The 13,779-nt window shown below is 35.4% G+C and carries 10 protein-coding genes; 6 read left to right on the plus strand and 4 right to left on the minus strand.

All coding sequences use genetic code 11. The annotated features are described in order from the left end of the window. Nucleotide 1: 1 nt before the first annotated feature. A complete protein-coding gene (gene mutS, locus B2Z27_RS05765) occupies nucleotides 2–2,584 on the minus strand; it encodes a DNA mismatch repair protein MutS (RefSeq protein WP_286812904.1) in 2,583 nt (860 codons plus the stop codon). Between the two features lie 165 nt (nucleotides 2,585–2,749). On the opposite strand from mutS, the gene B2Z27_RS05770 reads away from it, so the two are divergent. Then, nucleotides 2,750–3,280 carry an RNA methyltransferase gene (locus B2Z27_RS05770; RefSeq protein ID WP_286812905.1) on the plus strand — a complete coding sequence of 177 codons (531 nt, stop codon included), beginning with the start codon at nucleotides 2,750–2,752 and terminating at the stop codon, nucleotides 3,278–3,280. A gap of 112 nt (nucleotides 3,281–3,392) precedes the next feature. Here the strand turns inward: B2Z27_RS05770 and folK are convergent, their stop codons facing one another. Beyond that, nucleotides 3,393–4,541, minus strand: coding sequence for a 2-amino-4-hydroxy-6-hydroxymethyldihydropteridine diphosphokinase (gene folK / locus B2Z27_RS05775; protein ID WP_210708733.1), 1,149 nt, complete (start codon nucleotides 4,539–4,541; stop codon nucleotides 3,393–3,395). 72 nt (nucleotides 4,542–4,613) lie between these two features. Between folK and sppA the strand changes: the two genes are divergently transcribed. The 3 genes from sppA to B2Z27_RS05790 are packed head-to-tail and all read left to right on the plus strand — an operon-like array spanning nucleotide 4,614 to nucleotide 9,863. Continuing rightward, a complete protein-coding gene (gene sppA / locus B2Z27_RS05780; RefSeq protein ID WP_058103903.1) occupies nucleotides 4,614–6,374 on the plus strand; it encodes a signal peptide peptidase SppA in 1,761 nt (586 codons plus the stop codon). A gap of 4 nt (nucleotides 6,375–6,378) precedes the next feature. Further along, on the plus strand, nucleotides 6,379–7,095 hold the full coding sequence (locus B2Z27_RS05785) for a queuosine precursor transporter (RefSeq protein ID WP_074672073.1): 717 nt from the start codon (nucleotides 6,379–6,381) through the stop codon (nucleotides 7,093–7,095). 32 nt (nucleotides 7,096–7,127) lie between these two features. Then, nucleotides 7,128–9,863, plus strand: a complete 2,736-nt coding sequence (locus B2Z27_RS05790; RefSeq protein ID WP_286812906.1) for an AsmA-like C-terminal region-containing protein — start codon at nucleotides 7,128–7,130, stop codon at nucleotides 9,861–9,863. Here the strand turns inward: B2Z27_RS05790 and B2Z27_RS05795 are convergent. Continuing rightward, nucleotides 9,856–10,650, minus strand: coding sequence for a DUF2797 domain-containing protein (locus B2Z27_RS05795; RefSeq protein WP_286812907.1), 795 nt, complete (start codon nucleotides 10,648–10,650; stop codon nucleotides 9,856–9,858). The two genes, B2Z27_RS05790 and B2Z27_RS05795, sit on opposite strands and share 8 nt — an antisense overlap. A 79-nt stretch (nucleotides 10,651–10,729) precedes the next feature. On the opposite strand from B2Z27_RS05795, the gene B2Z27_RS05800 reads away from it, so the two are divergent. After that, nucleotides 10,730–12,244 carry a GH3 auxin-responsive promoter family protein gene (locus B2Z27_RS05800; protein ID WP_058103899.1) on the plus strand — a complete coding sequence of 505 codons (1,515 nt, stop codon included), beginning with the start codon at nucleotides 10,730–10,732 and terminating at the stop codon, nucleotides 12,242–12,244. Nucleotides 12,245–12,496: 252 nt separating this feature from the next. Continuing rightward, nucleotides 12,497–13,057, plus strand: coding sequence for a hypothetical protein (locus B2Z27_RS05805; RefSeq protein WP_099189719.1), 561 nt, complete (start codon nucleotides 12,497–12,499; stop codon nucleotides 13,055–13,057). A 78-nt stretch (nucleotides 13,058–13,135) separates the two neighbouring features. On the opposite strand, the gene B2Z27_RS05810 is transcribed toward B2Z27_RS05805, so the two are convergent. Further along, on the minus strand, nucleotides 13,136–13,779 hold a 644-nt coding region (locus B2Z27_RS05810; RefSeq protein ID WP_286812908.1), incomplete at its 5' end, for an AAA family ATPase.

The raw sequence follows: 13,779 nt of genomic DNA on the forward strand, positions 1-13,779 counted from the left end.
TTTATGATGTCGCCTTTTTGTCCTTGGTTAACAGACGTTTAATCTCATTTAATTTCATTAATGCTTCTACGGGTGTGAGCGTATCTATGTCCAAATGGGTTATTTCATCCTTTATTTCTTCCAATAACGGATCGTCCAAATTGAAAAAACTAAGTTGCATTTCGTCAGAATCGCTTATAAGCTTATCCGTAACCTCACCACTTACATGTTTGTTTTCTAATTTTTTTAGAATCTTGTTGGCTTTTTGAATTACTTGTTGTGGCATACCGGCCATTTTAGCCACATGAATACCGAAACTATGTTCACTACCTCCGGGGATTAATTTTCTTAAGAAGAGAACGTTGTCTTTTAGTTCTTTGATGGCTACATTGAAATTTTTAATACGGCCAAAGGTATTGGTCATTTCATTTAGCTCGTGATAATGGGTGGCGAACATGGTTTTTGCCCTTGCTGGGTGCTCATGTAAATATTCGGATATGGCCCAGGCAATAGAAATACCATCATAGGTACTGGTACCACGACCTATTTCATCTAACAGTACCAAGCTACGCTCAGAGAGGTTGTTAAGAATAGAGGCGGTTTCGTTCATTTCGACCATAAAAGTAGATTCGCCCATTGAAATGTTGTCGCTGGCTCCTACACGGGTAAATATTTTATCAACGACGCCAATTTTAGCCGTTTCCGCAGGAACAAAACTTCCCATTTGTGCCAATAGCACTATTAATGCCGTTTGCCTTAGTAATGCAGATTTACCACTCATATTGGGACCGGTGATCATTATGAACTGTTGATTGGATCTGTCTAACTGTAAATCGTTTGCAATGTACTGTTCTCCTAATGGTAATTGTTTTTCAATGACAGGGTGTCTTCCTTCGGTAATCATTAAATCAGTAGAGTCGTTCAATGTAGGGCAGTTATAGGCATTCTCTTTTGCCAATTGGGCAAATCCGCAAAGACAGTCTAACTGTGCAACCAGGTGTGCATTGTTCTGTACGGGGGTAATGTATTCTTGCATCCACACAACCAATTGAGAGAAAAGCTGCTGTTCCAAGGTTAGAATACGGTCTTCAGCACCTAAAATTTTTGCTTCATATTCTTTTAGTTCTTCGGTAATGTAGCGTTCTGCATTGACCAAAGTTTGCTTACGCGTCCAATTTTCGGGAACCTTGTCCTTATGGGTATTTCTTACTTCTATGTAATATCCAAAAACATTGTTGGACGCTATTTTTAGGGATGTAATGCCGGTTGCAGCTGTTTCCCTTTCCAACATATTATTTAAATAGTTCTTTCCAGATGTGGCTAAACCTCTTAGTTCGTCTAGCTCTTCTGAAAATCCTTGGGCTATAGTGCTACCTTTTAAAATGTTTACAGGTGCCTCTTCGCTAAGCATTTGTTTGATTTTAGCCCTTAACAAGTCGCAGGATTGTATTTGATCCCCTGTAAGTGCCAAAGATTCGTTTTCAGATGAAGTAGCCAATTGTTTGATAGGTATTAAAGCTTCGAGCGAATTCTTTAATTGAACCACTTCTTTAGGGTTTACTTTTCCTGTAGCTACCTTAGAGATCAATCGCTCTATATCGCCCATCTGCTTAATATGGTGCTGAAATTTTTCTAATGTCACCTCATTTTGGTGTAAGTAAGAAACAATTTCCTGTCGCCGGGTAATTTTTTGCAGGTTCTTAAGAGGTAGTGCAAGCCATCTTTTTATCATTCGCCCACCCATGGGTGATATCGTTTTATCAATAACATCTAAAAGCGTCACCGCGTTTACATTGGTGGAATGATAGAGTTCAAGGTTCTTAATGGTAAACCTATCCATCCATATATAATCATCTTCAGCAATACGTTGTAATTTTGATATATGCTGTAATTGTCTGTGCTGTGTTTCTCCTAAATAGTGTAAAACGACCCCAGATGCTATAATCCCACAGGTTAGATGGTCAACGCCAAAACCTTTTAAGGTGTTGGTGTTAAAGTGTGAGGTAAGATTTTCCAAGGCATAATCTTCTTGGAAAACCCAATCTTCTAAATAAAAGAGATGGTGGTTTTTACCGAAAACATCTAAAAACTCTTTCTTATGGGCTTTTGATATCAATACCTCATTAGGTGAAAAATTTTGTAATAATTTATCAATTTGTTCTTCGCTGCCTTCAGAAGTTAAAAATTCACCTGTAGAAATATCAACGAATGAAATCCCTATTTTTTTCCTTCCAAAATGAATAGCACAAAGAAAATTATTGGTCTTTGAGTTTAAGATGTCATCGTTCATGGCTACCCCAGGTGTAACCAATTCCGTAACTCCTCTCTTTACAATGGTTTTGGTCTGTTTAGGGTCTTCTAATTGGTCGCAGATAGCAACGCGTTGCCCCGCTTTAACCAATTTGGGTAAATATGTGTTCAATGAATGGTGGGGAAATCCGGCCAATTCTGTTCGTTCTCCACCATTATTTCTATTGGTCAGTATAATACCAAGAATACGTGAAGCCTTCACTGCATCTTCACCAAAAGTTTCATAAAAATCACCTACTCTAAAAAGCAATAGGGCATCAGGATATTTGGTCTTGATGGTGTTATATTGCTTCATTAAAGGGGTTACCTTTTTTGTTTTGCTTTTTTCCGCCACTTTATCTTTATCTCATTAATTTTGCACCTTCACGAAAATATGGTTTTATCCCTGAAATTTTAATTATTGTTGATATTTGAGGATAAGTTTACGATCATATTGTGCTAATGAAATTGAATTGGGACTATGAGGAAATTACGAAATGATGAACTGGGTAGAATAGATGTTGAAGCATATAAAAGCGCAGGAAAATCACCTATTATAATTGTACTTGATAATATAAGAAGTTTAAATAATATTGGTTCGGTTTTTAGAACGGCCGATGCTTTTCTTGTTGAAAAAATATATTTATGCGGTATAACGGCTACTCCTCCCCATAAGGATATTCATAAAACCGCCTTAGGCGCAACCGATAGTGTAGATTGGGAATACGTTCCAGATACAATAGAATTGGTTGCAAGGCTTAAAAATGAAGGATGTCATGTAATTTCTGTAGAACAAGCGGAGAATGCAACTCAATTGAATGATTATGCTCCTGCAAAAGAAAAGAAGCAGGTCCTAGTTTTTGGAAACGAGGTTAAAGGTGTTGCTCAAAATGTGGTTACGGCAAGTAACGAAGTATTGGAAATACCTCAATTTGGGACTAAGCATTCCTTAAATATTTCGGTTAGTGTGGGTATCGTAGTTTGGGATTGCTGGAGTAAAATTAACGCATAAAAAAACCTGGTCTACGACCAGGTTTTTTAGTATAGTTTGAGTTAGTTAGTTGCACGTATGCCTCCACAATAAAAGATTTTCTTTTCATTTACGCAAGAAATCCGGTAATTTATTATTGATATAAATTGGTCAGGGCGAAGTCTTCAATCTTGGTTAAAACCGTTTCATAATCATTGCTGCTACTTACGAAATCTAAGGCGCTAACGTCTATAATTAGTTGGTTTTCTTTAGGGTAGGTGCGTAAAAAGTCAAAATAGCCCCGGTTGATTTTTTCTAAATAGGTAAGTTCAATATTCTGTTCGTAATCTCTTCCTCTTTGCTTAATTTGCTGTAATAGTCGTTCTGTAGTTTGATACAGATAAACGTAAATTTTAGGTTTTTTAACTTCTTTGTACATGAAGTTGAACACTTTTCTATATAGGTCAAACTCGTTTTGTTGTAGGGTGACCTTGGCAAATATTAGGGATTTATAAATGTCATAATCACTTACCATAAAACTTTTAAAAAGATCTAATTGATTGGTATCTTCTGTGAATTGCTGATAGCGGTCTGCTAAAAATGACATTTCTAATGGAAAGGCATATCTGGATTGGTCAATATAAAAATTAGGTAAAAAAGGGTTTTCGGCAAATCGTTCTAGAATTAATTTTGCATTGAAATCCTCAGCAATTTTTGTGGCCAAGGTTGTTTTTCCAGCACCAATATTACCTTCTATAGCTACATATTGTAAACTGGCAAAAAACGTATGTCTATTTTTAAAAAGCCTGGGAACTTGTTTGGTAATGGTGCTTTTGTCTTTACATTCTTGTAATAAATTGCGGGTGTCTTTATTAAAGATAGGATGGTAAAACTGGGGTGAAATATCGGCAAGAGGTTTTAAAATAAATTTTCTCTCTTGCATTTTTGGGTGCGGTATCGTAAGCGTTTCGGTATTTATAACCTCTTTTTCATAATATATAATATCAATATCCAAAGTTCTACTCTCGTACGCGTCGCTGTTTTTTCTTTCCCTTCCAAAAGCTGTTTCAATGGCTAATAACTTAACAAGTAGTTCTTCTGGTGTAAGTAAGGTCTGTAGTTCTAAACAAGCATTGAAAAAATCTTCGCCTTCAAAACCCCAAGAAGGGGTTTCATAGGTGGCAGATACTTGTCTTACCTCACCCGCAACCTTGCCAATTTCAAAAATGGCCTTTTGTAATAATAATTGGCGGTTACCCAAATTACTTCCTATTGATAAAAGTGCTGTTTTGTATACTCCCATAATGTTAGAACAAAATAACTAAAACATATTCACATTAGTTATCTTTGTTAACTATTTAAAAGAAAGATTTAAATGAAGTTTTTAAGAAATTTTCTAGCATCTATTTTAGGTTCTCTATTTGCTTTTGGTATTTTGTTCGTAATGTTTTTAATATTTGTAAGTCTTGTAAGCAGTAGTGAAGATGCTGTTGCGGTAAAAGACAATTCTATTCTTGAGTTACAGTTACAAAGACCAATATCTGATTATACCGGTAGCAATGAGCTTGATCCGTTTGCGGGTATTTTTGAAGAATCACAAGGTTTAGATGAAATTATCCATGCTATTGAGGTGGCTAAAAATGACGACCGCATAAAAGGAATCAGTATCAATAATAACTTTATTATCGCCGGTTTGGCACAGACTCAGGCAATTAGACGTTCTTTAGAGGATTTCAAAGCGGAGGGTAAGTTTATATACGCATACGCAGATTTCTTTATGCAAAGAGATTATTATTTGGCCAGTGTCGCAGATTCTGTTTTTATAAACCCGGTAGGAGTTTTAGATTTCAAAGGACTTTCCACTGAGGTGCTTTATTACAAAGAACTTCAAGAAAAATCTGGCGTTAAGATGGAAGTTATACGCCATGGAAAATACAAAAGTGCCGTTGAGCCCTATTTGGAGAATAATATGAGTGAGGCAAATAGGAGTCAATTGACCGCTTTGTTGCAGTCACTTTGGAATTCAATGGTGACCGATATTTCAGAAACACGTTCTATTTCTGAATCTGACCTGAACGTTATAGCAGATACTTTAGGTGGTAGAACGCCTAACTTTGCAAAGTTATCCGGGTTGGTAGATGATGTAGTATTTTATGATCAATATGAAAATAAATTGGCGAATGCGCTGGAACTAAAGAAGGATGATAAGATTAACTATAGTTCTTTAGATGATTATGTAAAGTATTCCAATAAAAAGACTTTGAAATCTGGTGATGATAAAATAGCCGTAGTTTTTGCGCAGGGAGAAATATTTTATGGTGAAGGTGGCCCAAATATCATTGGCCAAGGTATAATTAATGAGGCTTTGATTAAAGCGCGTGAAGATGACAAGGTAAAGGCTATAGTGTTGCGGGTGAATTCACCTGGGGGTAGCGCTTTGACTTCCGATATTATTTGGCGAGAGGTGGAATTGGCTAAAAAAGTGAAACCGGTAATAGTTTCCATGGGTAATGTTGCAGCATCTGGAGGATATTATATTGCTGCGGGAGCTAATAAAATTTTCGCCGAACCTACTACAATAACAGGGTCTATTGGTGTATTTGGTACAGTGCCCAATTTAACTGAGTTGGCAGACAATGTTGGTATAAACGCTGAACAGGTTGGCACCAACAAAAATGCTGTAGAATATTCCCTTTTTGAACCAATGCAAGAAAGTTTTAAAAATCAAGTTCAAGAAAGTATTGAGGAAACCTATGAAACATTTTTGCAAAGAGTGTCGCAAGGTAGAGGTATGACAATGGCACAGGTGGATAGTGTGGCACAAGGCAGGGTGTGGAGCGGTACCGAGGCTCTGGAAATTGGATTAGTAGATGAATTGGGTAATTTGGACGATGCTATATCTGCAGCGGCAGAAATGGCAGAAATAGATACTTACGGAGTTAAAAAATTTCCTAAATATAAAAGTGGCTTTGAACGTTTTATGGAAGATTTGGAAGGTGCAAGCGTAAAAATAAAAGAGAACCTTTTAAAAGATGAAATAGGGGAAGAGGCTTATCAAGTACTTAAGGAATTGCAATCTTTTAAAAAGCAAAGTGGGGTTCAGGCAAGAATGCCGTTTGCTTTAGATATTAAATAAGTATATGACCTTAAAGGATAGAAAATTAGCACACCGTATTTATCTGTATTTAGGGGCTTTGTTTATTACTTCCCTAGTAGTCTCCAACCTGATTTTTCAAAAATTTTTTTATTGGAATCCCTTCGGGGATTTCACTGTTTTTGGTGTGTCACTTTTTGAAATATCCGTTGGTATTTTGCCTTACCCGATTACATTTTTGATTACAGACCTCATATCTGAAATTTACGGTAGAAAAATGGCTAACCAAATTGTTACGGCAGGTATCTTTGCTTCATTCTTTTCCATGGGTATAATATTGGTAGCTGAGGTTGCCCCCGCTATACCATCGTCGCCTATAGATGATACTACATTTACACAGGTTTTTGCTTTATCGCCAATAGCGGTCTTGGCTTCTATGATCGCGTATTTGTTGGCGCAATATGTAGATGTTGCCATTTATCATTTTTGGAAAAAATTGACAAAAGGAAAGTATTTATGGCTGCGTAATAATTTTTCAACTTTCCTGTCACAATTTCTAGATACGTTTACCGTTGTGGCATTATTATGTGTGTTTAAAGTATTGCCTTGGAATCTTTTTTTCGGACTTGTAGTGAGCGGATTTATTTTTAAGATTTTTATAGCATTTATAGACACCCCTTTTCTCTATTTCTTCGTATATATAATGAGAAAACGTTTTAATCTAAAGCCAAATGAAGAATTGGATTTAGACGTATTAGAATAAGAACAGTAAACTAAACAGTATAAAATTATACTATGGGTAAGAAAATATTGAAGATTCTAGGTGTATTTCTATTGCTAATTTTAATTGTATTGATAGCGGCACCTTTTTTCTTAGAGGCTAAAATTGGAGACATTATTAAAAATAATGTGAATAATAATGTAAATGCAACTTTGGATTTTTCTGAGGCAAACTTAAGTTTGGTCAAAAGCTTTCCAAATGCAGAAGTGAATTTCAAAGATGTGGTGTTAATTAATAAGGCACCATTTGAAGGTGACACCTTGTTCAAGGCAAACAATTTGGATTTGACCATGGGGATAATGCAGTTGTTTAAAAGTACTGGCGATGCTATTGCTATTAATGATATCAATTTAGAGGGGGCTCTGGTCAATATTGTAGTCGATAAAGAGGAGAATGCAAACTATGATATTGCCATTGCTTCTGAAACTACAACAACCGCTGAAGAACCTACTTCTACAGATGGTTTTTCTTTTGATCTACAGTCTTATGAAATCACCAATTCAAGAATTTATTATACCGATAATTCTACAGGTATAGCTTTTAAATTGGATGATTTTCAACATAATGGTACAGGAGACCTGTCATTGGCAACTTCTGAATTGGATACGCATACCAACGCTCTTATTTCTTTGGAAATGGATAGTGTTAATTACTTAAACAAGAATAAGATCAAGTTAGATGCACTTATTGGTATAGATTTAAATGAGAACAAGTATTCATTTTTAAAGAATGAGGCCTTGATCAATCAATTACCATTGGTGTTTGATGGTTTTGTTAAGTTGAACGATACCAGCCAAGAAGTTGATTTAACTTTTAAAACTCCGTCATCCGATTTTAAAAATTTCTTAGGTGTAATACCAGAAATTTATTCTAAGAATATTGAAAATGTAACCACAACAGGTGATTTTGCTGTAAATGGTAATTTTAACGGAGTGGTGGATGAAACCCATATTCCTAAATTTCACATAGAACTTAAATCTGATAATGCATCTTTTAAATATCCAGATTTACCTAAAGCGGTTAAAAATGTGTTTTTTGATGTTCAGATAGATAATAAAACAGGAATTGTTGAAGACACTTACGTTAATATCAACAAAGCATCGTTCATGATAGATGAAGATAAGTTTAACCTTACTTCTAATATTACCGAGCTTATGGGTAATACAAAGGTTAAGGCACATATGGATGGAAATATGAACTTGGCCAATATCTCAAAAGCATATCCGGTACCAGCTGAATATAATCTAAAAGGAATGTTGAAGGCTGATATTACAACTGCTTTTGATATGGCTTCGGTAGAAAACGAGCAATATGAGAAAACGAGTACTACAGGAGATTTGAGCTTAACAGATTTTGAATATAACTCAGACGAACTTGCAAATCCGGTAAAGTTTAAGGCGGCACGTTTAACCTTTAACCCTAAAACAGTTACCTTAAACAATCTGAATGGTACTACAGGTACAACGGATTTTGATGCAACAGGAACTATAAACAACCTTTTAGGTTTCATGTTCAATGATGAAAATGTAGAAGGTAATTTCAACTTGAAGTCTAATACTTTTGCTTTAAGCGATTTTATGGTTGCCGAGACAGAGACAACATCTTCTAAAGGTGAAAATGAATCAACTGGAGGAAATACGGTTGAAGAAGAAAAAATTAAAATCCCTTCATTCTTGGACGCTACAATCAATGCAGATGCTAAAAAAGTGATATATGATAATATCGTCTTAAGCGATGTAACCGGTGTTTTAAAAATTAAAGATGAAACGGCAACACTAAGTAATATGTCTGCCGGAATGTTTGGTGGGAAAATTGGATTTAACGGACAAGTGTCTACTAAAACGGAAACTCCTACTTTTAACATGAAGCTAGATCTAAATCAATTGGGTATTCAAGAAACTTTTGCTTCTGTAGATCTTTTTAAAGCAATAGCTCCCATAGCTCAAATGTTGAATGGAAAATTAACCTCGGATATTTCTTTATCAGGTAATTTGACAGATGATCTTTTGCCGAACCTACTGTCCCTGAGTGGCGATTTATTTGCCGATATCATGACAGAAAAAGTAAATACTGAATCTGCGCCGGTATTAAACACTCTTGTTTCTAAATTGAATTTTATAGATGTAAATCAGTTGAATTTAAAAGATATTAAAACATCATTGTCTTTTAAAGATGGTGTAGTTGCGGTGAAGCCGTTTACATTGAATTATAAGGATATTACTATTAATGTAGATGGTAACCATTCTTTTGATCAAAAATTGAATTATAAAGCATCTTTACAGGTGCCGGCAAAGTATCTTGGGTCTGATGTTACCAAACTTATAGCTAAAATTGATGATGCTACTTTAACCGATCTAACTATTCCCGTTGTTGCTAGTATTGGCGGGGCGTATAACAGCCCAACTGTTACAACCGATCTAACATCAGGTGTAAAGGCGCTTACGAGTAAATTAATAGAGATTGAAAAGCAAAAGTTAATAAATAAAGGTACTGATAAGGCTAAAGATCTTATTGGTGGTCTAATTTCCGGAAATAAGGCTGCACAAGATTCTGTAAGCGGTGAAACGTCTTCGACCAAAACAAGCGCAAAAGATATTCTAGGCGGAATTTTAGCTACAAAAAAAGATACAGCAACAACCGTTAAGAAAGATTCTACCCCTGCTAAAATTGAGAAAGAAGCGGTGAAGGAAAAAGCTAAGGATATTTTAGGAGGCCTATTCGGAAATAAGAAAAAAGATAGTACTAACTAATGGTTAAGCCAACATAGTAGCCCTCGCTACCCCTAACGTTGAATACAGTATTATCTTCAAAAATTAAATACTGACCTTTTATACCTTTTAATTTGCCTTCAAAGGTAGGGGTTTTAGTAAGGTTAAGGCTTTTAACTTTTGTTGGGTATTGCAACACAGGAAATTCTAATTCAGTCTCTTTGTTGGTTTCTAGGTAATACGGCAATGCTTCCTCTGGTATGTATTGTTTTAGTTTTTCTCGCCATTCTTGTAGATTTTCGTCCACGACATTATTGGTAAGCATGGTTCGCCAGTTTGTTTTGTCTCCAACATGGTCTTTTAGGGCAACTTCGGTAATTCCTGCCAAATAACGATTAGGTACCTCTACGATTTCAATAGCTTCGTGCGCACCTTGGTCGATCCATCTGGTAGGTACTTGTGCTTTTCTGGTGACACCAACCTTAACATTACTAGAATTGGCTAAATAAACAATGTGAGGCTGTAGTTGTACCTTTTTCTCATAAGCTAGATCTCTATCTTCTTGATCTAAATGGGCTTTGCTCAGCTCTGGTCGCATGATCCAGTCGCCTGCAGATGGTATTTCAAAAAAACATGTTCTACAAAAGCCTTGTCTATATATAGGTCTGTCGTTACCGCAGTTAAGGCATTGGTGTTTTATAAATTCTATTTTCAGGGATTTGTCAAGTACTTGGTTCACGTTTAGGAAATCGGACTCAAAAAGCATATAATATTGAATTGGACTTCCTATTTCGGTCTGCATTTTTCTTAGTACTCCTTCGTATTGCATGTTAATTTAGCTTATTGATTTGTCAATTTGAAAATGATAATTAGATACGCTACTTTTAGCAAGACAAAGATACCTATAAATGCCAATTACCCTATTTAATTCTATTGCCTCTTGGTTGCTTAAAAAGCGATTTCACCAGATTGAACTTTTTTTAAAATATCCCGAAGAAGTCCAAGAAGAGGTTTTGTTGCAATTGTTAGAATTTGCAGAAGATACCGAGGTGGGTAGAACCTATGATTTTGAATCTATTGAATCTTATAATCAGTTTAAAGAAAGATTGCCTATTGTTTCTTACGAGGAAGTTCAGCCTATAATTGAACGTACCCGGAGAGGGGAACAGAATTTGTTTTGGCCAACCAAAGTTAAATTGTTTGCCAAGAGTAGTGGAACAACCAATGCTAAAAGTAAGTTTATACCGGTGAGCGCAGAGGCTTTGGAAGATTGTCACTATAAATCTAGTAAAGATCTTTTATGCCTTTATTTAAATAACAATGAAAATTCACAATTGTTCACTGGTAAAAGCCTTCGTTTAGGTGGTAGTAAAGAGTTATACGAGGATAATGGTTCTTTGTTTGGGGATTTATCTGCCATACTAATAGATAACATGCCCTTATGGGCCGAGTATAGCAGTACGCCTAGTAACAAGGTGTCGTTAATGAGCGATTGGGAAAGTAAGCTTTTGGCCATTATTCATGAAAGTGTTCATGAAAACGTAACTAGTTTGGCCGGTGTGCCATCATGGATGTTAGTGCTTATGAATAAAGTGCTAGAGGAAACAGGTAAGGATAATTTATTTCAGGTGTGGGAAAACCTTGAAGTTTATTTTCACGGTGGTGTAAATTTTAACCCATACAAAGAGCAGTACAAAAAAATACTTCCTAAAAGCAATTTTAGATATTACGAAATTTATAATGCCTCTGAAGGTTTTTTTGCCATTCAGGATAGAAATGGTGCAGACGATTTACTGCTGATGTTAGATTACGGTATTTTTTATGAGTTTATACCTATGAACATATATGGGGAATTAAATGAAGAAGCTATACCGTTATGGGATATTGAACTTGGTAAAAACTATGCCATTGTTATAACGACCAATTCTGGTCTGTGGCGATATAAAATAGGGGATACGGTACGTTTTACTTCAAAAAGCCCGTATCGTATTAAAGTTACCGGTAGAACAAAACATCATATTAATGTATTTGGCGAAGAGCTTATAATTGAAAATGCCGAAGAAGCTTTAAAAATAGCATGTGCAAAAACCGGCGCAGAAATAATGGACTACACCGCCGGACCGGTTTTTATGGTCAATAAAGAAAAAGGTGCACATGAGTGGATCATGGAATTTAGAAAACTACCTGAAAATTTTAAAGCGTTTGTTGAGATTTTTGATAATGCATTAAAATCTCTTAATTCTGATTATGAAGCAAAGAGACTTCATAATATTACTTTGAATGCTCCCATAATTCATGAAGCCAGAAAAAATCTTTTTTATGATTGGTTGAAGAAGAATGACAAACTTGGCGGGCAGCATAAGATACCCAGATTGTCTAATAAAAGGGATTATTTAGATGAGCTTTTGCTCATGAACAAGTAATTTGCTCTATACACACTAAATATTAGTCCAATCACAACAAAATTTTATTTTTTGGCAACACTTGCTCTAAATTAGCTGATGTTAATGTAAACTTTGTTTTCAGTTAAACATTGATGTTTCATTTTTTTATAAATCTTAAAATTAGGAACTACATCGATAATATTAACCTGTAGACAATTAAATAGGGATTGGTAGGATAATTAATACAACTTGCTGAAGCAAAACTTAACCAATACTATAAATACTATTATTATGGCAGAAAAATTAGTGATCGTTTCAGATATGTGGGGCGCTAAAAAAGGATTGTGGATTACGTCTTATTTAGGGTATCTACAACAGTATTTTGATATTACTTTTTATGATAGCCAACAATTGGCAAATTTGGATATTTTGATCCAAACAGAAGAAAATGTACATAATGCCTTTATTGAAGGTGGTACGGACACTGCTGTGTCTCATTTGTTAAAGAAAGAAACGGAGCCTTGCTACTATTTAGCTTTTAGTACAGGTGCTACCATAGTTTGGGAAGCTGCAAAAAAAGGTTTGCCTGTTAAATCTTTATATGGTGTTTCTCCAACTAGAATTAGAAAAATGAACGATAGGCCAAATATTCCTTTTCAGTTGGTATACGGTGCCAATGACGAGTTTAGACCTAGCGAAGAATGGGGTGATAAACTTGGTGTTGAAATGGAAGTATTGCCAGGATATGGGCATACACTTTATACCGATGAGAAAATCATTAAAAAAGTCTGTATGGACTTATTGCAAGAGGTAACACAGATTGCACCACAGGTTAAAAAAAAGGTGGTATAATTATCTTATAAAAGAATATAATGCATGAAAAAAGCGAAGATGAAAATCTTCGCTTTTTTGTTTTATATATTTTGGTACTTATGAAACGGCCTTTAATTTTTTAATGGTATCATGAGATAACATTTCTTCGGCATATGGTTTTGTTACCTTAAAGTTGGTTTCACCTGAACTAGGCATTTCAAACATCGCATCGGTGAAAATAGCCTCGCATAAAGAACGCAAGCCTCTAGCTCCAAGCTTATATTCAATAGCTTTTTCTACAATATAATCCAATGCTTGGTCGGTAATACTAAAAGTAATATCATCCATAGCAAACAGTTTTTCATACTGTTTAATGATTGCATTTTTTGGCTCGGTTAGAATTGCTCTTAACGTTTTCTTGTCTAACGGATTCATATGTGTAAGAACCGGTAGTCTACCAATTATTTCAGGAATAAGTCCAAAATCCTTTAAATCTTTTGGGATGATATATTGTAATAAATTGTCATCGTCTAAAGTACTGTCGGATTTTGATGCGCTGTATCCAACGGCTTGCATGTTTAACCTTTTGGTAATGGCGCGTTCTATACCATCAAAAGCTCCACCGGCAATGAATAGAATATTCTCGGTATTGACTTCAATGAACTTTTGATCAGGATGTTTTCTTCCTCCCTTAGGCGGAACATTAACCGTTGTGCCTTCTAAAAGTTTTAATAACCCTTGTTGAACACCTTCACCAGATA

It is taken from the genome of Maribacter sp. UBA3344, from assembly GCF_002362375.1.
Taxonomy (GTDB): domain Bacteria; phylum Bacteroidota; class Bacteroidia; order Flavobacteriales; family Flavobacteriaceae; genus Maribacter; species Maribacter dokdonensis.